Genomic DNA, 20,368 nt, shown 5'->3' with positions numbered 1-20,368 from the left:
CCACACTAACGGCTGGGCAGGAGAGCGGCCCGCCGCCTGTGGATAACCCACCTGCGACGGGCCGTTCGTTACGTATCGGAACGTAGGGGTGTGCGCCGTTCGGTCGGACGGCGCTCGGATGGTGATCGGGTCGCGATCAAGCCACGATCAGACGGCGGCCTTCTTCAGGCGGCGTCGCTCACGCTCGGACAGACCGCCCCAGATACCGAAGCGCTCGTCGTTGGCGAGGGCGTATTCGAGGCACTCGGAGCGGACCTCGCAGGCGAGGCACACTTTCTTGGCCTCACGGGTCGATCCGCCCTTCTCGGGGAAAAAGGACTCGGGGTCGGTCTGCGCGCAGAGCGCCCGCTCCTGCCAGCCGAGCTCCTCTTCGGCCTCGTCGACCAGCAGTTCCTGAAACAGCTCGGTCATGTGCGCCCCTCGTCCGTCTCGCGTCCCCGTGATGCTGCCGCTACCGATTTCGGCTGAACGACACGAGTGAAATTACAAGTGTGCCGATCCGGGCCAGTCAAGCCGAGATCTGCTATTGGGCTCCTTATTCACTCTGCGGAACCAAGGCTATGCGGAAAGTGTTCAAATCGGCATAAACCCTGACAGCCGAATAGGGAACCCAACCGGGGGCACCGCCTCCGCACAGGACCTGTACGAAGAAGGACGCACGGAGGTTCGATCTCGTTCCTGCGTAAACGACGAAGCGAACCGGATCACATGTGGATCACACGGATGCCCTATGGATCACGGGATCGCGACGAGGTTCGTGCGCCCGGTTGTGCGCCATGTGTCCTCCCGAGCTCCCGCACAAACCTTTCGCCACAGAGATGAACCGGATGAGGTGAAACATCGCCCACATACCGGACACCAAGTTGACAGTGTGAGTGTGAACCGCTGTCCTAGTGGGCATGCTCGCGAACTCGGCACTCACCTCGACCCGCACCACCGGGTCCCTCGGTGCTGCCCACGCTCGCTGTAGCTGTTGCTGTCGCAGCTGTTGAGCCCACCGCGCTCCGGCTGCCGCCAGACCCACTGAAGTCTGGCCGCTGGTCCCCTCGCCCGTACACAGGGCACGCCTCACGCCCGTGACCCGGGCGAACGGTACGCGACACCCCAGACCTCCAGCACTCTCTTCCGCCGAGGAACCCACCGCATCCATGAACAGCGACAGCGACCTCCAGATCGCCGGCGACATCCTCGAAGTACCGCACCTCCTCCAGACACCGCGCGAGCACCCGGCCACCGTGGCGGAGTTCGTCGGCCTCGCCCGCTCCATCGCGGCCGACCGCTCCCAGTGGGAACACCTCGTCCAGTACGACGCGACGTCCCGCTGGTACCACCGGCTGCACACCGGGCCCGGCTACGAGGTGTGGCTGCTCTCCTGGGTGCCCGGGCAGGGCAGCGGGCTGCACGACCACGGCCGCTCCTCCGGCGTACTGACGGTCCTGGAGGGCGCGTTGACCGAGCGCACCGAGCGGGGCACGCGCGCCTTGGGCGCGGGCGCCCAGCGTGTGTTCGCGCCCGGGTACGTGCACGAGGTCGTCAACGACTCGCTCGATCCGGCCATAAGCCTGCACGTGTACTACCCGGGGTTGACGGAGATGCCGATGCACGGCGTCCGGTGCGCGGTGGCGGAGGTCTCACAGTCGGCGTGATCGCGGGGCCGGTCGTGGGCTCGTGGCCGGTGAGGTCTCGTACCGCTGAGGTCCGGCAACCGGCCGAGGTGTCGTAACCGGCCGACGCGTTGTCGTAGCCGCCTGCAAGACTGAATCCATGCGCATTGTGGTTCTGGCAGGCGGCATCGGTGGTGCCCGGTTCCTGCGTGGTCTGAGGCAGGCCGCGCCGGACGCGGACGTCACGGTCATCGGCAACACCGGGGACGACATCCACCTCTTCGGGCTGAAGGTCTGCCCGGACCTCGACACGGTGATGTACACACTCGGCGGCGGTATCAACGAGGAGCAGGGCTGGGGGCGGACCGACGAGACCTTCCACCTCAAGGAGGAGCTGGCGGCGTACGGGGTCGGGCCAGAGTGGTTCGGGCTCGGCGACCGGGACTTCGCGACGCACATCGTGCGGACGCAGATGCTCAGCGCCGGGTATCCCCTCAGCGCCGTCACCGAGGCGCTGTGCGACCGGTGGAAGCCGGGTGTCCGGCTGATCCCCATGTCCGACGACCGCGTCGAGACCCATGTGGCCGTCGAGATCGACGGTGAACGCAAGGCCATTCACTTCCAGGAGTACTGGGTACGGCTGCGGGCCTCCGTGGACGCGTACGCCGTGGTGCCCGTCGGGGCCGACCAGGCCAAGCCGGCCCCCGGGGTGCTGGAGGCGATCGCCTCCGCCGACGTGATTCTCTTCCCGCCGTCCAACCCGGTCGTGTCCGTCGGCACGATCCTCGCCGTGCCCGGCATCCGGGAGGCCATCGCCGAGGCGGGCGTTCCCGTGGTCGGCCTCTCCCCCATCGTCGGCGACGCGCCCGTGCGCGGGATGGCCGACAAGGTTCTCGCGGCCGTCGGCGTCGAGTCCACGGCCGCCGCCGTCGCCGAGCACTACGGCTCGGGGCTCCTCGACGGCTGGCTCGTCGACACGGTGGACGCCGCGACGGTGGAGCGGATCGCCGCCGCGGGCATCCGGTGCCGGGCCGTGCCGCTGATGATGACCGACCTCGACGCGACGGCCGAGATGGCCCGTCAGGCGCTGACGCTGGCGGAGGAGGTGCGGGACGCTTGAGCGGCGAGGAGTTGGGGAGCACGGGGCACGCGAGCGGTGCGGGTTCCGCGAGTCCGGCTTCGGCCGGGGGCGGGGGGCTGCCGTCGGATGAGCCCGGCTGTCAGGGCTATCGGGTCTGGGCGCTGCCCGGACTGCCCGAGGTACGGCCGGGGGACGATCTCGCCAAGCTGATCGCCAGTGCCGAGCCGGGGCTCGTCGACGGGGACGTGCTGCTGGTCACCTCGAAGATCGTGTCCAAGGCCGAGGGACGGATCGTCGAGGCGGCGGACCGGGAGGCCGCCATCGACGCCGAGACCGTACGGGTCGTCGCACGGCGCGGGGCGCTGCGGATCGTGGAGAACCGGCAGGGGCTGGTGATGGCCGCCGCCGGCGTCGACGCCTCCAACACACCCTCCGGGACCGTGCTGTTGCTGCCCGAGGACGCCGACGCCTCCGCGCGCGCGATCCGCGACGGGCTGCGGGACGCGCTCGGGGTCGAGGTCGGAGTCGTCGTCACCGACACCTTCGGGCGGCCCTGGCGGACCGGGCTCACCGATGTCGCCATCGGGGCCGCCGGAGTGCGCGTACTCGACGATCTGCGAGGCGGTACGGACGCGCACGGGAATCCGCTCAGCGCCACCGTGGTCGCCACCGCCGACGAGCTCGCCTCAGCCGGTGACCTGGTCAAGGGCAAGGCGGCCGGGCTGCCCGTCGCGGTCGTGCGCGGACTGGCTCATGTTGTGCTGAGCACGAACGGCGAGGACGGCGAGGACTGCGAGGACGAAGGGACGCGAGGCATGGTCCGGGGCGCGCGTGACGACATGTTCCGGCTCGGCACCTCCGAGGCCGTCCGGGAGGCCGTCACCCAGCGGCGTACCGTCCGGGCCTTCACCGACGAGCCCGTCGATCCGGGTGCCGTACGGCGCGCGGTGGCCGCCGCCGTGACCGCGCCCGCGCCGCATCACACGACGCCCTGGAGGTTCGTACTCCTGGAGTCGGCGGAGTCGCGTACGCGGCTGCTCGATGCCATGCGGGACGCCTGGGTCGCCGATCTGGAGCGGGACGGGAAGAGCGCGGAGTCCATCGCCAAGCGGGTGCGGCGCGGGGACGTGCTGCGGGGCGCGCCGTATCTCGTCGTGCCGTGCCTCGTCATGGACGGGTCCCACACCTACGGCGACGAGCGGCGGGACGGGGCCGAGCGGGAGATGTTCGTGGTCGCCGCGGGCGCCGGGGTGCAGAACTTCCTCGTCGCGCTCGCCGGGGAGCGGCTCGGGTCCGCGTGGGTGTCGTCGACGATGTTCTGCCGGGAGGTCGTGCGGGACGTGCTCGGGCTGCCGGAGGGATGGGATCCCATGGGGGCCGTCGCCGTCGGGCACGCGGCGGAGGAGCCGCGGGCTCGGCCGGAGCGGGATGCGGGGGCGTTCATCGAGGTGCGCTGAGCGTCGACGTTCACATCACCCGTTCACATCACCCCTAGTCTCGTACGGCAGTCTCGTACGGCATTCCCGAGCGCCCCGTGCGCCCCGAGCATCGCGAGCAGCCCTAGGACCTCATCGTGGCCGGACGTTTCGATCCTCGGCCCACGCGTACGACCGTGCGCGGCGGGCATGTTGTCGTGCCCGGGCAGGCGCGGGCGGGCCGGGCGGCCGGCCTCGGCGGGCGTACGCGGAGTTGGGCGCCGCCCTGGCCGGTGGATCTCGGGCTCGTGCTCGGGCCGTTGCGGCGGGGGCCCGCCGATCCGACCTTCCGTACGACGCCTGACGGGGCCGTGTGGCGGGCCAGTCTCACGCCTGTCGGGCCCGGGACGCTGCGGGTGTCCGTGCGGGCGGGGGTCGTCGAAGGGGAGGCGTGGGGGCCCGGGGCCGAGTGGTTGCTGGAGCAGTTGCCGCGGATGCTCGGGGAGTTGGACGATCCCGATGCCTTCGAGCCGCGGCATCGGCTGGTGGCATTGGCCCGGCATCGGCGGCCCGGGTTGCGGCTGACGCGTACGGGGCTGGTGCTGGAGTCGTTGATTCCGTCGATTCTTGAGCAGAAGGTCACGACGGACGAGGCGTATCGGGCCTGGCGGTTGCTTGTGCGGAAGTACGGAGTGCCTGCGCCTGGGCCCCGGACCGGGACTGGGGCTGGGGCTGGGGCTGGGACCGGAGCTGTGGCGGGTGGAGGCGGGCCTGGTGGGGGGATGTTCGTGATGCCCGCGCCTCGGGTCTGGGCCTTGATTCCCTCGTGGGAGTGGCATCGGGCCGGGGTCGACAACAAGCGGGCGTCGACGATTCTGCGGGTCGTTCAGGTGGCTCGGCGGATGGAGGAGGCGGTGGGGTTCGAGGCGGGGCGGGCCCAGGAGCGGCTTGAGGTGGTGGCGGGGGTGGGGCCGTGGACCTCGGCGGAGGTTGTGCAGCGGAGTCATGGGGCGGCGGATGCGGTGACGGTCGGGGACCTGCACCTTCCCGGGATCGTGGGGTATGCGTTGGCCGGGGACCGGGATGCGGACGACTCCGTGATGTTGTCGTTGCTGGAGCCGTATGCGGGGCAGCGGCATCGGGCTGCTCGGCTCATTTTGTTGAGTGGGCGTACGCCGGGGCGGCGGCAGCCGCGGATGCCTCGGGGGGATATTGGGCGGCTGTGAGGTTTTTTCGCCCCCGCCGCCCCTACCCTCCCCCACTCTCGGCTTCGCTCGAGCGGGGGGACCCCCATCGTCCCTTCTGGGGGCTGCGCCCCCAGACCCCCGCTTGTCGGCCTGAACGGCCTCGTCCTCAAACGCCGGACGGGCTGAAGAGTGCGGCCGTCTCAAGAAGTGAGCCTGCGCCTTGTTGTGTGCGCAGGCTCGTTCCCCCTTCGGTGTGGCTGGTCTGGTGTTACTGGTCCGATGAGAAGCGGAGTGCTGCGGTCGGGATCTGGGCGTCGCACCAGATGCGTACGCCTTCGCGGAGTTCGTTGTCCGGGCCCACCGAGGCGCCGTCGCCCACCACCACTCCGGTGAGGATCGAGCGGGCGCCTACGTGGGCGCGGGCGCCGATCAGGGAGTCCGTGATCACCGCGCCGGGGGCGATGACCGCGCCGTCCAGGATCGTGCTGCCGGATACGCGGGCGCCCTCGCCCACCGTGGCGCCGTGGCCCACGACGGTGCCGCCGGTCAGTTTGGCGTCCGGAGCGACCGTGGCCGACGGGAGGACCAGGCGGTCGCCGCAGCGGCCCGGGACGGCCGGGGACGGGGCGCGGCCGAGAACCAGGTCGGCGGAGCCGCGTACGAACGCCTGCGGTGTGCCCAGGTCGAGCCAGTAGGTCGAGTCGACCATGCCCTGGAGGTGGGCGCCGGAGGAGAGGAGCTCCGGGAACGTTTCCCGTTCGACCGAGACCGGGCGGCCCGCCGGGATCGTGTCGATCACCGAGCGGCGGAAGACGTACGCGCCCGCGTTGATCTGGTCGGTGACGATCTCCTCGGGGGTCTGGGGTTTCTCCAGGAACGCCTGGACCCGGCCCGACGAGTCCGTGGGGACCAGGCCGTACGCCCTCGGGTCCGCCACCCTCGTCAGGTGCAGGGAGACGTCCGCGCCCGACGACTGGTGCGTGGAGATCAGGGCCGGGATGTCCAGGCCCGTCAGGATGTCCCCGTTGAAGATCAGGACCGGGTCGTCGGGAGCCGAGCTCAGACGGGAGGCCACGTTCCGGATGGCGCCGCCGGTGCCGAGGGGCTCCTCCTCGGTGACGTACTCGATGTGGAGCCCCAGCGACGAGCCGTCGCCGAAGTAGGGCTCGAAGACCTCGGCCAGATAGGACGTGGCGAGCACTATGTGCTCGACCCCCGCCGCTCTCGCTCGTGCCAGCTGGTGCGTGAGGAACGGTACCCCGGCCGCCGGAACCATCGGCTTCGGCGTGTGCACCGTGAGGGGGCGCAGCCGTGTGCCTTTGCCGCCGACCAGGAGGATCGCTTCTGTCACCTGTCGTCTCTGCTTCCTGATGGGGCCGGTCGAACTGTCTTCCGACCGGCCAATGTATGCAGACCGTTTCGATGGCTGTGGGGCGCCTCTGGGGGAGGTTGGCTGTGGGGAGCCGCCAGGGCTGGGGATCCCGGCGTGTCGGGCTCACCGTTCCCGCCGACCGGACCTCATCGTCCCTGGTGGCGGGCCGAAGCGGCACGGGCGCTGCCGAGCTTCGCGTACAGCCGGCCGCCCGGGCATTCGGTGGCGAAACCATCCCGGTGACCGGAGATTACATTGAGTCGTACGTTCTTTCCTTTTCGGTACAGATTTCCGCCCCCGGACTTGAGGTAGGTCTTGCCCTTCGGGTTCGCTCCGAAGAGGCCGAGCTTCCATGCCGTGAGCTTCGCGATCGCCGTCACGGCGACGGCCGGCGGGTTCGTCGCACCGAAGCTCCCGAGGACCGCGATCCCCATGCTGTTGGTGTTGAAACCGAGAGTGTGCGCGCCCATGACCGCCTTGGCCACGCCCCCGGCCCGCCCCTCGTAGATGTTTCCGCACTTGTCGATGAGGAAGTTGTAGCCGATGTCCCGCCAGCCACTGCTCTTCACGTGGTAGCGGTAGATACTGCGGATGACCGAAGGGGCCTGCGCGCAGCGGTAGTTGTTGCCCGAGGCGGAGTGGTGGACGAAGGCGGACTTCACCGTCTTCGTGTAGGCGAAGTTCCGCTCGCGGAGCGTCTCGTCGGCACCCCAGCCGCGCCGGGTGACGATACGCGGACGTGCGCCGACGTACGGCTTCGCGCCCGGAACCGCCGCCGCGCCCGAGGTGTCTGCCGGGTCGACGGCGTCAGCCGTATTTCCGGTGCCCGTCGACCCTGCCGTACCCGTTGCGCCTGGCGTGTCCGTCGCACTCCCCGGGTCCGCCGACTCGCCGCGGGTCGCGAGCAGGTCGGCCTGCGTCTGCTTCCGGCTGAGGGCGGGGATCTCGGTGGCGCCGAGGGGGGCGAGATCGGCGTTGACGGCGGAGGAGGCCGCGGACTCCGGGGTCAGGACGTTGACGCGCGGGGTCTCCTGTCCTGAACCCTGGGGCGGGGGCTCGGCCGCCGGATCGACCCCGGGGTCGATCAGTTCGACGTGCAGGCCCCTGGGGAGGGGGTCGCCGGAGACGGCCCGGCCGTCCACTCCCGCCCTGCCGTCCGCCTCGGCCTGGACACGGACCTCCACACCGTCCGAGGCGCCGACCCACAGGGGGGCCGTGGAACCTCGTACCCGGCCGGAGGTGCGCTCCGCGGTGTCCGGGTCCGCCGCGTGTTCGTGGTTGTGCGTGTCCACGTCCTGCCAGGCGGACCACTTCGCGCTGCCGGCCGCGCGGGTGCGGACCTGGACGCGGCCGTGGAGTTCCGTGTCGGGGTTGTCCCAGACGACGCCGACGAGCGAGAAGTGGCGTACATCGCGTCGCGGGAGCCCTTGGGCGGAGGCGGAGGCGGAGGCGGAATCCAGGACGGACGCGGGAGGCAGGATGCGGTCGCCGGAGGTCGGGGGCGGGGTGACGGGCGTCGGGGGTGCGAGGGGACCCAGGGGCTTGAGGGGGAGGGACTGGGTGCTGCCGGGGATCGAGCGGTCCGTCGCCGAGGGGGCGGTCACCGGCCCTGTGGTCGCGCGCCTGCCGGGGGCGGCCCCCGCAGCAGCCGCAGCGGCCACCATCCCGGCTGCCGTCGCCCCCTTCGCTCCCTTTGCCCCCTTTACTGATGTCCTCGCCGTTGCCGGTCGGGCTCGGGCCGATCTTTCGGATGGCTGTCCGTCCGTTGCCGCCCGTTCGGTGGTCGGGCTCTTTGCCGCCGGTGGCTTGGCCGCGGCGTCGGTGGACAGGGCCAGGGGGAAGGCCAGGGCGGCCGCACATGTGACGGCGATCGAGGAAGCAAGATATCCGCGCATGCCCCTGATCCTGGACATAGTCACACTTATCTGTCCATCTGGGATTTGACGGACCGTCGGCCCCACTCGGCCGAACCGGTGGCCCGCGCCCACCCGCCCGGGCGGGTGTCCGCGTACGCTTGCGTCCCGTGAACGCCACCGACCGCACCCCTGCCGACCTGCTGCGATCCACGCTCGCCTCGGATCCCGCACGCCCTCTGGTGACTTTCTACGACGACGCCACGGGCGAACGTGTCGAACTGTCCGTGGCCACCTTCGCCAATTGGGTGGCCAAGACCGCCAACCTGCTCCAGGGCGAACTGGCCGCCGAGCCCGGGGAACGGGTCGCCCTGCTGCTGCCCGCGCACTGGCAGACCGCGGTGTGGCTGCTCGCCTGTTCCTCCGTGGGGGTCGTGGCGGACGTCGGGGGCGACGCGGCCGGGGCCGACCATGTGGTGGCCGGGCCCGGGCAGTTCGAGGCCGGGCTCGCCTGCTCCGGGGAGCGGGTCGCGTTGTCGCTGGCGCCGCTGGGGCGGCGCTTCGCCCAGCCGCCCGCCGGGTACGTCGACTACGCCGTCGAGGTGCCCAGCCAGGGAGACGTCTTCCAGGCGTACGCGCCGGTGGATCCGGAGGCGCCCGCGGTGGTCGTCGCGGGGGCGGAGCTGACGGGGGCGGAGGTCGTCGAGCGGGCTCGGGCGGATGCGCCCGCGCTGGGTCTGACGGGGCCCGGGGCTCGGCTGCTGTCCGGGCTTTCGTACGACACGTGGGAGGGGCTGAGCGCCGGTCTCTTCGCGCCGCTGACTGTTGGGGGGTCCGTGGTGCTGTGCCGGAATCTTGAGCAGGTCGGGGAGGATGCGGTGGCCAAGCGGGTTGAAAGTGAGCGGGTTACCGCTACGGCTCGCTGACGGTTCCCCCCGGGGGCTGGGCCGCGGTTTTCCTCGCCCCCGCCGCCCCTACCCGTCGCATCCCTTCTGGGGGCTCCGCCCCCAGACCCCCGTTGTCGGCCTGAACGGCCTCGCCCTCAAACGCCGGACAGGCCGAAGGGTCCCGCCAGTCCCCCACGCCATCCCCCATTCGGCCCATCCCCCGAAGCCCCCCGCCCTCACCCGGGCCATGGTCGTAGGAGTCGTAGGAGCAGGTCCGTACTCCATGAGGGGTGGGCTCAGACGTGAGCGACGGCGGTGGGACGCGCGGTGCGGTGCCGGGTCCGGCGGCCGGCCCCGCTGTCGGCGCGTCTCCCACCGGGGCCGGTGTCAGGCGGCGTCGGCGGCGGTGGCTGCGGTACACGGCCATCGGGGTCGCCGTCATCGTGGTGGGGGCCGCGGGGGCCGGCTGGGCGCTGTACGAGAAGCTGAACGGGAACATCACGTCGGACGACGACACCGCCGCCGAACTCGCGCGGTACGAGAAGGAGCGGCCGACCTCACTGGTGCGCGACGCGCAGAACATCCTGCTGATCGGGTCGGACTCGCGGTCGGGGAACGGGAACCGGAAGTACGGCCGGGACTCCGGCACCGAGCGGTCCGACACCACGATCCTGCTCCACCTCGCGGCGAACCGGCGCAGCGCGACCGCGATGTCCCTCCCCCGGGACCTGATGGTGGACGTGCCGAGTTGCCGCCGGCCCGACGGCACCCGTGCCGAGCCAGTGTTCGCGATGTTCAACCGCGCCTTCCAGATCGGCGGTTCGGCCTGCACGATCCGTACCGTCGAGAAGCTGACGAACATCCGGATCGATCACCACATGGTCGTGGACTTCCACGGCTTCAAGGACATGGTCGACGCCGTCGACGGGGTCGAGGTCTGCCTGAAGGAGCCGATCGACGATCCCGCCGCCAAGCTCCGGCTGCCCGCGGGCAAGGTGAAGCTCAACGGCGAGCAGTCCCTCGGGTACGTACGCGCGCGCAAGACCATCGGTGACGGCAGCGACACCGAGCGGATGGACCGCCAGCAGCGCTTCCTGGGCGCCCTCGTCAGCAAGGTGCGCAGCAATGACGTACTGCTGAATCCCGTGAAGCTCTATCCGGTGCTGGACGCGGCGACCTCGTCGCTCACCACCGACCCCGGCCTCGCGAGCCTGCGGGGCCTGTACGACCTGGCCCGCGGCATGCGCGACATCCCCACCGAACGTGTGCAATTCCTGACGGTGCCACGAGAGGCGTACGCCCTCAACGCGAATCGCGACCAGCTCGTGGAACCCGAGGCGGAGAAACTCTTCGAACGGCTGCGTATGGACGCGCCCTTGGTGGTCACCAAGGAACTTCCGGACGATTCCGGCGCGAAGAGGAGCACCGTGGAGTCGGGCGGTGGCAAGGGCGCGTATGGGGATTCGCGCAACTACGCGCCCTATGGGAGTAGTTATCACGAGAGTCACGATGGCAAATCGGGTGGAATCCGGCCCGGCGACCCTTCACTCACACCAAGTCCTACGCCGACTTTCCGCGGGAACACGGCCGCCGAGGACGCGTGCGGTTAACGCCTCAACGGGCCTCCGGGTAAAGGGAACGCCAAGAGAGAGAACGTACGTTCAAAGAATTGGGTGGATTGCCCGGTTGTAGGGACGTGCAATTTCTCACCGTCGTCGCTTGACGCCGAACCGGGCGGATAGTGTGAGCGGTCCGGTGCACCGGACCCTGAGGTCTGTCCTGAGGCCGCGCACTGGTTGGACCGACTGACCGAGCGTCTTTTGAGGGGGAAAGACGCCGCGTGGCCCCGACGGAGGACTCAAGCAACCGTGGACGCGCAAGGCCGTGGGCGGGCGGACGATATCGATCCCGCAGACCAGTGGGTACTCAACCCGAACACCGGCGACTACGAACTGCGACTGCAGCCTTCCGCACCGCAGTCATCGGTTCCCGGTCCCCGGAGAACCGCCACGCGCACCGGCGCGTCCGCAGCGAACCCGCGCACCGCGCCGGGCCGGGAGCGTGTGCTCCCCGGCACGGATGTGCCCGGCCCGCGCAGACGCCGCGGTGCACCGGAGGCACCACTTCCGGGCCGCCGTCGGACGCGCGCCAACCCGAAGAAGTCGCGGGCGAAGAAGGCACTGCTGTGGACCGGTGGTGGCATGGCGCTCGTGCTGGTCGGCATCTCGGCGGCGGCGTATGCCTACATCAAGCACCTTGAGGGCAACGTCAAGACGACGGATGTCGGCAGCGCGGGTGCGAGCGGCTTCAGCAAGAACGAGGCCTTCAACATCCTGATCATCGGTACGGACAAGCGCACCGGCGCGGGCAACGAGGGCTACGGCGACAAGGGCAGCGTCGGGCACGCCGACACGAACATCCTGTTGCACGTCTCCAAGGACCGTACGAACGCGACCGCGATGAGCATTCCGCGTGACCTGATCGTCGACATCCCGGACTGTCCGACCAAGCAGGAGGACGGCACGGAGAAGATCGTTTCGGGGACGCTCAACCAGCGCTTCAACACGAGTCTGGGTCAGGGCGGCCGGGACCCGGGCTGCACCATGCGCACGGTCGAGGCGGTCACCGGCATCAAGCCGCAGCACTTCATGATGGCCGACTTCAACGCGGTCAAGACCCTGACCACGGCGGTCGACGGCGTCGACGTCTGCGTGGAGAAGGCCGTCAACGACAAGGAGTCGAAGCTCAAGCTGCCGGCCGGTACGTCCAAGGTCGAGGGTGAGCAGGCGCTGGCCTTCGTGCGGACCCGGCACAGCTTCGGCAACCAGGGCGACCTCGACCGCATCAAGGTGCAGCAGCAGTTCCTGGGTTCGCTGATGCGCAAGATGGCGTCCAGCGACACCCTCACCAACCCCAGCAAGCTGCTGAAGCTGGCCGAGGCCGCCACCAACGCGCTGACCGTGGACACCGGCATCGGGAAGGTCAGCACGCTGAAGGACGTGGCGCTGGAGTTGAAGAAGGTGCCGCCGAAGAACATCTCCTTCACGACGGTGCCGGTGGTGGACAACCCGGCCGAGAAGATCAAGGCGACCGTCGTCGTCGACGAGTCGCGCGCGCCCCAGGTCTTCCAGATGATCAAGAGCGACACCTCCCTCACCGCGGTGAAGCAGAAGGAGGCGAAAGAGAAGGCGGCGGTCGCCGCTCGTCTCAAGGGCGAGAAGTCCGCCGCCTCGGAGGTCCGCGTGCGTATCCTCAACGGCGGCGCCCCGAACGGCGCGGCGCAGGCACAGCTCAACTGGCTGCAGCTCCAGGCGGGCGTGCTCAAGTCCGAGAACGCGGGCGTCCTGGGCAGCACGCAGCCCAAGACGACGCTCGAATACGCGCCCGATCAGGCGGACCAGGCACGCAAGCTGGCCGACATCATGGGTCTGAGCGGATCGGCGATGAAGCCGGGCAAGAGCGTGGCCAACTCCCAAGGACTGCCGACGATGTCACTCGTCCTGGGAGAGGACTTCAAGGGCGCCGGGGTGAAGATGAACTCCACTTCGGCGGCGGCGTCGGACGTGGAGAAGTCCACAGCGGACAAGGTTCAGTGCGCCAGCTGAGTCCGGTGCGTCGGCTGCGTCCGGTGCGCCAGTTATCTCTGGTGCACCGGCCGAGTTCGGTGCGCTGGCCGAGTTCGGTGCGCTGGCCGAGTCGCTGAAGCGAGTTGACCTGACGGGCCTGTCGCGCGTCTTACAGGGCGGGCGACGGGCCTGGTCGGTGCCAAGTGGCCCGGATCAGGTGCGGAGTTGACCGGAGTCGGGCGCCAAGTGGCCAGGACCGGATGCGGGGTTGGCCGGTTTCGGATGCGAGGTTGTCGGGCTTGGGGCACAACCGTGCGAGGTCCGCGTTGGTCTGACGGATGGCACCGCTGTGCCGACTGCTGCCGACTGCACTGCGGACCGACGCACGTTGATCCGCATGCACGTCGGCGCACGTTAGTCCTTTGCACGTCGGTTGCACGCCGGTCCGGCGTCGACCGAATGTCGGGGCGGCAGCACACAGCCGTGTCCAACACAGATTTTGCCGACACGCGGCCAACCCGGGGCAGACCCACAGGGGTCTGACAGGAGGCGGACCGGTGTCGAACAGGGAGGTCTGACAGGGTTCGCTCCGCGCCGGGCAGGGAGGCCCGAGCGCGGAACGCGGCCTTCTCGGGCTAAGGGGTGGGGAAGGGGCAGGGAGTTGAGCCAGAGCAGTGTGCAGGGGGAGGTGCCCGCGGTCGAGGACACGATGGCCCTCACCCCGCAGGGCAAAGCCACACCGGCCGAAGCGGGCCGGCACGGCGGAGGCAAGCGGAGCGCGGGAGGCGGCGGATCCGACCGGCCCGGCCGCAGACGGCGTGTGCTTCGTTGGTCGGCGACGATTCTGTCGGTGGTCATACTCGGGACCGCCGGCGGCGGATACCTGTACTACCAGCACCTGAACAACAACATCGAGAAGGGCGAGCGCAGCAGCGGCGACTCGAAGGCGCCGAAGACTGAGCCCAACGCCGCCGGGCAGACGCCGCTGAACATCCTGCTGATCGGCTCCGACAGCCGTAACTCGTCGGAGAACGTCAAGCTCGGTGGCAGCAAGAGCCAGGTCGGCAGCAAACCGCTGGCCGACGTCCAGATGCTGATCCACCTGTCCGCGGACCGTAAGAGCGCCGCCGTCGTGAGTATTCCGCGCGACACCCGGGTCGACATCCCGAAGTGCACGGACCCCGAGACCGGCGAGACGTACCAGGCGACCAACGCGATCATCAACGCGTCGCTGCAGCGCGGCGGAGCCGGCTGCACCCTGGCCACCTGGCAGAACCTCACCGGCGTCTACATCGACCACTGGATGACGATCGACTTCTCGGGCGTGGTGAAGATGGCGGACGCGGTCGGCGGTGTCGAGGTCTGCGTGGAGCAGAAGATGTGGGACCGTCCGCTGCCCGGCGTGCCCGGCGGCTCCGGCCTGAAGCTGGACGCCGGCACGAAGAAGGTCAAGGGCAAGCAGGCACTGCAGTGGCTGCGCACCAGGCACGCCTTCTACAGCGACCTGGGTCGGGCCAAGGCCCAGCACATGTACATGAACTCGATGATCCGCACGCTGAAGAGCCAGAACGTCTTCACCGACGGCGGGCGGCTGATGAGCCTGGCCGAGGCAGCCACGAAGTCCCTGACGGTCTCCGAGGAGCTCGGCTCGGTCAAGAAGCTGTACGACCTGGGCATGCAGCTCAAGACGGTGCCGTCCGGCCGCATCACCATGACGACCATGCCGAGCGACGTCGACCCGCAGAACGCCAACCACCTGGTTCCGGCGGGCGCCGACGCCGAGAAGATGTGGACGATGCTCCGCGACGACATCGCGTTCGACAAGAGCGGGGGCTCGAAGCAGAAGAAGACCACGGAAAAGGCCTCCAAGGACCCCGCGGCCGCGGACTCCGAGATCGGCGTGCTGGTACGGAACGGCACACGGTCCGCCACCCTCGGTCCGGTCGGCGGCAGGGCGGCCTCGATCACCCAGCAGCTCACCCAGAAGGGCTTCACCAGGGCGGCGGCCGACCGGTCGTTGGTGGTGGCCGAGGACAAGACGGTCGTCCGCTTCCCGAGTGCCGAACTGGAGGGCGACGCCCAGCGCGTCGCCAAGTCGCTGGGGATTCCGCTGAGTTCGGTGAAGAAGTCGACCGACGTCTCCGGGGTCACCCTTGTCGTGGGTGGCGACTGGCGCACCGGCACGGCCTATCCGAAGCAGACCGCCCCGAAGGCCGGGGATCTCCCCGAGACCGCCGACGCGGTGAACGGTGCCGAAAGCGGGTGCATGCCGGTGTACAAGCCTTACCGCTTGTGACGCAGTCTCACGGGCGGCGTCACGCGTCAGGGGGTCTTGTCCGGCAGGGGGTCTTGTCCGGCGAGGACGAGGCCCCCTACCGCATACCGGCCGGACGACCCGACACCGCCCTCGCCCGGTCCGCCGTCGCGGTCAGGCCCCGCTCTTGCTCCCGTTGAGCACCGCCGGCCGACGCGACGCGATGACCTTCTTCGCCAGCGCCCTCGGGCTGGTCAGGAAGCCCCAGCCCCACGACATGTGCATCGTCGCGAGGGCCACCGGGATCCGCAGCCGGGCCTTCAGGGGAAGCCCCTTGCCCGCCGGGACGGATCCGAGGGCGATCGCGGCGAGGTAGCCGCCGGGGACCAGGAAGCCCCACGGGGTCACCGCCGCGCCCAGCACCAGGCCCACCGCGATCGCGCAGACCGCGGTCGGCGGGGCGAGGTAGCGGAGGTTGATGGAGCCCTCGTGGTAGCGGGCGACGACGTGGCGCCAACGGCCGTAGTCCTTGTACTGCTTGGCCAGCGCCTGCACCGAAGGACGCGGGCGGTACGAGACCCGCAGCTCGGGCGAGAACCAGATCAGACCGCCCGCCTCCCTGATCCGGAAGTTCAGCTCCCAGTCCTGGGCGCGGATGAACTCCTCGTTGTAGCCGCCCTGTTGCTCAAGGGCCGTCCGCCGGAAGACACCCAGGTAGACCGTCTCCGCCGGTCCCGCCTCGCCGCCCGTGTGGAAGGCGGCGTTCCCCACGCCGATCTTCGACGTCATCGCCGCGGCGACCGCGTGCTCCCAGTCGTTCTCGCCCTCGGCGTGCATGATGCCGCCGACGTTCTGCGCGCCGGTCTCCTCCAGGAGCCGGACGGCGGTCGCGATGTAGTTCGGCGAGAGCATGCCGTGCCCGTCGACGCGTACCACGATCGGGTGATGGGACGCCTTGATCGCGGCGTTCAGCGCGGCGGGGGTGCGACCGGTCGGATTCGGCACCGTGTGCACACGGGAATCTTCTCGTACGAGCTCGGCGGCGATGTCGTCCGTACGGTCCGTGGAGGGACCGATGGCGATCACGACCTCCATCTCGCCCGCGTACTCCTGGGCGAGGATCGCTTGGACGGCGCCGCGCAGATGCCGTTCCTCGTTGAGGACGGGCATGATCACGGACACGGCGGGGAGCTGCACGTCGGGCTTGGCGTTCATCGCGGATTACGTTACCGCGAACGGGGGACACGGACGCGCGCCGCCCTGTCCGTGCGCCGGGCCGCAGATCGTATGGGCCTACGGTGCTCACGGATCCCCACACCCGGCCGACGCGGAGGTGTCCGCCTTGCCCCCCACGCCGACCCGCTCCCCCGCCCCCGCACGCCCTCAGCGGCCGCGCCCGGCGCGGGCGCCCGTGCGGCGCGCCCGGCCGCGCTGGGCCACGCGGGTGACGACCTCGCTGTCCGTGGCGGTGCTCGCGGCGGCCGGCATCGGCCACGCGGTGCTCACGGGTCTCGACTCCGACATCGACCGGATCGACCCCTTCAAGGACATGAAGAACCGGCCGGCGCCCGGCCACGGCATGAACGTCCTCCTCGTCGGCACCGACGGCCGCGACCGGATCACACCGGAGGAGAAGGAGAAGTACCGGCTCGGCGGCGCCCCCTGCCACTGCACCGACACGATCATGATCGTGCACCTCTCCGAGGACCGGCGGCGGGCCAGTGTCGTGAGCCTGCCGCGCGACTCGTACGCCGTGATGCCCGCCCACACCGACCGGATCACCGGCACACGGCACCAGCCGCACCCGGTCAAGCTGAACGCCGCGTACGCGGAGGGCGGGCCGCAGCTGGCTCTGCAAACCGTCGAGAGCATGACCCACGTGAAGATCGACCACTATCTGGAGGTCGACTTCACCGGCTTCATGAAGACCGTGGACGTACTCGGCGGGGTGCGGATCTGCACGGTACGGCCGCTGAAGGACACGTACACCGGGCTCGACCTGCCGACCGGGGTGCACGATCTCAACGGCGGGCAGGCGCTGCAGTACGTGCGCTCGCGGCACATCGACGGAGCCGCGGACCTCGCCCGAATGCAGCGCCAGCAGCGTTTCCTGGCCGCGTTGATCGCCCGTGTCACCTCGTCCGGGGTGCTGCTCAACCCGATCAAGTTCCGTGACGTGACCCAGGCCGCGCTCGGCTCGGTGCGCGCCGACAAGGGTTTCGGGACGAACGAGTTGATCGACCTGGGACGGGCGATGCGTACGTTCTCGCCGTCCTCCTCGGAGTTCACGACGGTCCCGATCGGGAAGATGGGGTACGCCGTGAAGGGCATCGGTTCGACCCTGAAGTGGGACGAGCGGAAGGCGGACCGGCTCTTCCGCGCCCTGCGCGACGACAAACCGCTCGCCCCGCGCCGGGTCCGCGTCAAGGCACTGCACGTCGATGTCCCCCCGCAGCAGATCCGGGTCCAGGTCGAGAACGGGACGGCGACCGCCGGCCTCGGCCGCCGAGTCGACAGCGGCCTGTCGGCCACCGGATTCCGTACGACCCGGGCCCCCGTGAACGCCCCCGACCGCTCGGTCCGGCGCACGATCGTCCAGTACGACCCCCGCTGGGACCGCTCGGTGAAGTCCCTCGCGACGGCCCTGCCCGGCAGCGAGCTACGCGCCGTGAAGGGCCGGGGCCCCCTGATGAAGGTGATCGCGGGCACGGACTTCAAGGAGGTCCGCAGGGTCCGGGCGGAGGTCCCGGCCCAGGGCGAGTTCAAGACGGTGACGGGGGACGAGGTGGTGTGCCCGTAGCCCAGCGATCCAACGAAGGGTTCGCTCCGAATACCTGGTGAGCCTTCGAGTTACCTGGTGAACCGTCGAAACCCCGGCCAGGGCGCGCCGCTTGAGGGGCGCGGGGCTGTGACATTTGCGGCTCCGCCGCGTGGGCACGACCAGGCACAACGCAGCCGCAACACACCCAAGTCGTCCTAGTCGTCGAGCCCTTCCGCGGAACGTTTCTCCCGCAACTCCACAATCGCCCGCCGCCGCGCGAGCCGATGAGTCCGACGGATCTGCGCCTCCTGGTGCCGGCGCCGGTCCCGCTCGCTCTCCGGCACCACCGGAGGTACCCGCCGGGGCTTGCCATCGGCATCCACCGCGGCGAACACCAGGTAGGCGGAGCCGACCTGCTGAGGCGGCGTCGACTCGTTCCAACGCTCGGCGAGGACGCGGACGCCGACCTCCATCGACGTACGACCCGTCCAGTTCACCTGCGCCTTCACATGCACGAGGTCGCCTACGCGTACGGGTTCGAGGAAGGCCATCTCGTCCATGGAGGCGGTCACGGCGGGTCCGCCGGAATGCCGCCCGGCCACCGCGCCGGCCGCGTCGTCGACCAGTTTCATGATCACACCACCGTGCACCGTCCCCAGAAGGTTGGTGTCGTTGTGGGTCATGATGTGACTGAGGGTGGTTCGCGACGCGGAGGTCGGCTTGCCCGGAATATCGGATTCCGGGGTGTGGGCCTGGTCTGTCATGCCACCCACCTTATGCCGGGGGCCCGCAAGGGTTGCTTTGCATCAGGTCTGCAACAGCCGTGGTGCGATTTTCCGAAGACCCTTGTATGGCACACAGTGGGACCCTGCACACTGGGGCGCATGAGCGATTGGCCCCAGGGTTCCGGAAACAACGGTGGCGAGCGTTACGGCCGCGGCAGCGCAGGCGCCCAGCCCGAGGGCGCCCGCGTGATGCGACAGGTGCAGCGCGGCTCGGGGGCCGGTCCACGCCCCTCCGCGCCCTCTCGCGGTGTGCCGCCCCAGCCGACGTACACGGACGGCTACGGCGAGGACGCCTACGACAACGGCTACAACACCGGCCAGGTGTACGGCTCGCCGGGCGGAGGCGGTCCGCAGGAGCCGCCCGGCGGGCACGGCCGGGGTCAGCGGCCCGCGCCGAACTGGCGCAAGCGGATCAAGTGGACCGCGATCACGGTGGTCACCGTGCTGCTCGTGGTCTCCGTGGGTACGTACTTCTGGGCCGACTCGAAGCTCAAGCGCGAGGTCGACCTGTCGAAGGTGATCGACCGGCCCGACACGGGCGAGGGCACGAACTACCTGATCGTCGGCTCCGACAGCCGCGAGGGCATGTCCGCCGAGGAGAAGAAGAAGCTCCACACGGGCTCCGCCGAGGGCAAGCGCACGGACTCGATGATGATCCTGCACGTCGGCGACAACGGGAACACGATGATCTCGCTGCCGCGCGACTCGAACGTGACGATTCCGGAGTTCAAGGGCTCCGAGTCCGGCAAGATCAGGGCCGCGATGGGCGCAAACAAGCTGAACGCGGCGTACGCGATCGACGGGCCGACGCTGCTGGTGCGCACGGTCGAGTTCAACACGGGCCTGCACATCGACCACTACGCGGAGATCGGCTTCGCCGGCTTCGCGAAGATCGTCGACGCGGTGGGCGGGGTCGAGATGGACATCCCCAAGGCGTTCAAGGACACGAAGTCCGGGGCCGACTTCCAGGCGGGCAAGCAGACCCTGGACGGCCAGGAGGCGCTGGCCTTCGTACGTACGCGGTACGCGTTCGCGGCCAGCGACCTGGACCGCACGAAGAACCAGCAGAAGTTCCTCGCGGCCCTGGCGAGCCAAACGGCGACACCGTCCACGGTACTCAACCCCTTCAAGCTGTACCCGACGATGGGCGCCGGCCTCGACACCCTCACCGTCGACAAGGACATGTCCCTCTGGAACCTCGCCTCGATGTTCTGGGCCATGAAGGGCATCACCGGCGGCGACGGCAAGTCCATGAACATGCCGATCTCGGGCAACGCGGCCAACGGCAACCTCCAGTGGGACACGGCCAAGGTCAAAACCCTGGTGAGCCAACTGAAGAACGACGAGACGGTAACGGTGTCGGGCAACTGACCCACCTACGCGGTATGCATCTCCGGCCCCCTCCGTACGCAGTTTCCGGGCCCCGCCGCACGCAGCCTGGGCCCCGCCGATTCGCTCGGCGGGGCCTTTGTCGTGCACCCGCTGGGCCTTGCACCGGTCATGCACCGATCCCGCACGCTGCACGCGTAGATGCTGTTCAGCGCGCCTTCTCCCGTGACTCACACCCACGGTTCTATGCGACTACGTGACTGGGCTGCGGGCC

At 69.7% G+C, this 20,368-nt stretch carries 15 protein-coding genes; 10 read left to right on the top strand and 5 right to left on the bottom strand.

Annotation, left to right across the window (positions count from 1 at the left end; translation table 11 throughout):
• Positions 1-147 precede the first annotated feature (147 nt).
• A complete protein-coding gene (locus OHA11_RS28640; RefSeq protein WP_053723761.1) occupies positions 148-411 on the bottom strand; it encodes a WhiB family transcriptional regulator in 264 nt (87 codons plus the stop codon).
• Positions 412-1,148: 737 nt separating this feature from the next.
• Between OHA11_RS28640 and OHA11_RS28635 the strand changes: the two genes are divergently transcribed.
• The 4 genes from OHA11_RS28635 (at position 1,149) to OHA11_RS28620 (ending at position 5,326) form a co-directional block, all read left to right on the top strand.
• Complete coding sequence (locus OHA11_RS28635; RefSeq protein WP_266501226.1) at positions 1,149-1,646, top strand: cysteine dioxygenase family protein; 498 nt, start codon at positions 1,149-1,151, stop codon at positions 1,644-1,646.
• A gap of 118 nt (positions 1,647-1,764) precedes the next feature.
• Positions 1,765-2,724, top strand: coding sequence for a 2-phospho-L-lactate transferase (gene cofD / locus OHA11_RS28630; protein WP_266501224.1), 960 nt, complete (start codon positions 1,765-1,767; stop codon positions 2,722-2,724).
• Positions 2,725-2,801: 77 nt separating this feature from the next.
• Positions 2,802-4,142 (top strand): coenzyme F420-0:L-glutamate ligase, encoded by a 1,341-nt coding sequence (locus OHA11_RS28625; RefSeq protein ID WP_266507524.1) that lies wholly within the window; start codon positions 2,802-2,804, stop codon positions 4,140-4,142.
• A 116-nt stretch (positions 4,143-4,258) separates the two neighbouring features.
• Positions 4,259-5,326 (top strand): DNA-3-methyladenine glycosylase, encoded by a 1,068-nt coding sequence (locus tag OHA11_RS28620; protein WP_266501221.1) that lies wholly within the window; start codon positions 4,259-4,261, stop codon positions 5,324-5,326.
• 229 nt (positions 5,327-5,555) lie between these two features.
• On the opposite strand, the gene OHA11_RS28615 is transcribed toward OHA11_RS28620, so the two are convergent.
• Both OHA11_RS28615 and OHA11_RS28610 read right to left on the bottom strand, forming a co-directional pair.
• Entirely contained in the window at positions 5,556-6,638 is a 1,083-nt protein-coding gene (locus tag OHA11_RS28615) for an NDP-sugar synthase (RefSeq protein WP_266501218.1), read from the bottom strand.
• Between the two features lie 167 nt (positions 6,639-6,805).
• Positions 6,806-8,572, bottom strand: coding sequence for an N-acetylmuramoyl-L-alanine amidase (locus tag OHA11_RS28610; RefSeq protein WP_266501217.1), 1,767 nt, complete (start codon positions 8,570-8,572; stop codon positions 6,806-6,808).
• Positions 8,573-8,682: 110 nt separating this feature from the next.
• Here OHA11_RS28610 and OHA11_RS28605 point away from each other — a divergent pair, with 110 nt between their 5' ends.
• From OHA11_RS28605 to OHA11_RS28590, 4 genes are all read left to right on the top strand, one after another.
• On the top strand, positions 8,683-9,438 hold the full coding sequence (locus tag OHA11_RS28605; RefSeq protein ID WP_266501215.1) for a TIGR03089 family protein: 756 nt from the start codon (positions 8,683-8,685) through the stop codon (positions 9,436-9,438).
• 263 nt (positions 9,439-9,701) lie between these two features.
• The gene (locus OHA11_RS28600; protein WP_266501212.1) at positions 9,702-11,009 is read left to right on the top strand and encodes an LCP family protein; all 1,308 of its coding nucleotides are present in this window, start codon (positions 9,702-9,704) and stop codon (positions 11,007-11,009) included.
• 258 nt (positions 11,010-11,267) lie between these two features.
• Complete coding sequence (locus tag OHA11_RS28595; RefSeq protein WP_266501209.1) at positions 11,268-13,004, top strand: LCP family protein; 1,737 nt, start codon at positions 11,268-11,270, stop codon at positions 13,002-13,004.
• Between the two features lie 670 nt (positions 13,005-13,674).
• Positions 13,675-15,261, top strand: coding sequence for an LCP family protein (locus tag OHA11_RS28590; RefSeq protein ID WP_266507522.1), 1,587 nt, complete (start codon positions 13,675-13,677; stop codon positions 15,259-15,261).
• A 132-nt stretch (positions 15,262-15,393) separates the two neighbouring features.
• Here OHA11_RS28590 and OHA11_RS28585 read toward each other — a convergent pair whose 3' ends face one another.
• The gene (locus OHA11_RS28585) at positions 15,394-16,434 is read right to left on the bottom strand and encodes a glycosyltransferase family 2 protein (RefSeq protein WP_266501207.1); all 1,041 of its coding nucleotides are present in this window, start codon (positions 16,432-16,434) and stop codon (positions 15,394-15,396) included.
• A 127-nt stretch (positions 16,435-16,561) separates the two neighbouring features.
• Here OHA11_RS28585 and OHA11_RS28580 point away from each other — a divergent pair, with 127 nt between their 5' ends.
• The gene (locus OHA11_RS28580) at positions 16,562-18,019 is read left to right on the top strand and encodes an LCP family protein (RefSeq protein ID WP_266501205.1); all 1,458 of its coding nucleotides are present in this window, start codon (positions 16,562-16,564) and stop codon (positions 18,017-18,019) included.
• Positions 18,020-18,195: 176 nt separating this feature from the next.
• Here OHA11_RS28580 and OHA11_RS28575 read toward each other — a convergent pair whose 3' ends face one another.
• A complete protein-coding gene (locus tag OHA11_RS28575) occupies positions 18,196-18,744 on the bottom strand; it encodes an acyl-CoA thioesterase (RefSeq protein WP_266501203.1) in 549 nt (182 codons plus the stop codon).
• Between the two features lie 120 nt (positions 18,745-18,864).
• Between OHA11_RS28575 and OHA11_RS28570 the strand changes: the two genes are divergently transcribed.
• Complete coding sequence (locus OHA11_RS28570) at positions 18,865-20,136, top strand: LCP family protein (protein ID WP_266501194.1); 1,272 nt, start codon at positions 18,865-18,867, stop codon at positions 20,134-20,136.
• Positions 20,137-20,368 lie beyond the last annotated feature (232 nt).

It is taken from the genome of Streptomyces sp. NBC_00878, assembly GCF_026341515.1.
GTDB lineage: Bacteria > Actinomycetota > Actinomycetes > Streptomycetales > Streptomycetaceae > Streptomyces.
The sequence above is the reverse complement of the archived record's forward strand: the minus strand, read 5'-3'. Positions and strand labels throughout refer to the sequence as shown.

What these genes read in the sequence shown, in the direction of transcription:
- OHA11_RS28640 (WP_053723761.1), bottom strand. Translation starts at nt 411, where the DNA reads ATGACCGAGCTGTTTCAGGAACTGCTGGTCGACGAGGCCGAAGAGGAG.
- OHA11_RS28635 (WP_266501226.1), top strand. Translation starts at nt 1,149, where the DNA reads ATGAACAGCGACAGCGACCTCCAGATCGCCGGCGACATCCTCGAAGTA.
- cofD (WP_266501224.1), top strand. Translation starts at nt 1,765, where the DNA reads ATGCGCATTGTGGTTCTGGCAGGCGGCATCGGTGGTGCCCGGTTCCTG.
- OHA11_RS28610 (WP_266501217.1), bottom strand. Translation starts at nt 8,572, where the DNA reads ATGTCCAGGATCAGGGGCATGCGCGGATATCTTGCTTCCTCGATCGCC.
- OHA11_RS28590 (WP_266507522.1), top strand. Translation starts at nt 13,675, where the DNA reads ATGGCCCTCACCCCGCAGGGCAAAGCCACACCGGCCGAAGCGGGCCGG.
- OHA11_RS28585 (WP_266501207.1), bottom strand. Translation starts at nt 16,434, where the DNA reads ATGAACGCCAAGCCCGACGTGCAGCTCCCCGCCGTGTCCGTGATCATG.
- OHA11_RS28575 (WP_266501203.1), bottom strand. Translation starts at nt 18,744, where the DNA reads ATGACAGACCAGGCCCACACCCCGGAATCCGATATTCCGGGCAAGCCG.
- OHA11_RS28570 (WP_266501194.1), top strand. Translation starts at nt 18,865, where the DNA reads ATGAGCGATTGGCCCCAGGGTTCCGGAAACAACGGTGGCGAGCGTTAC.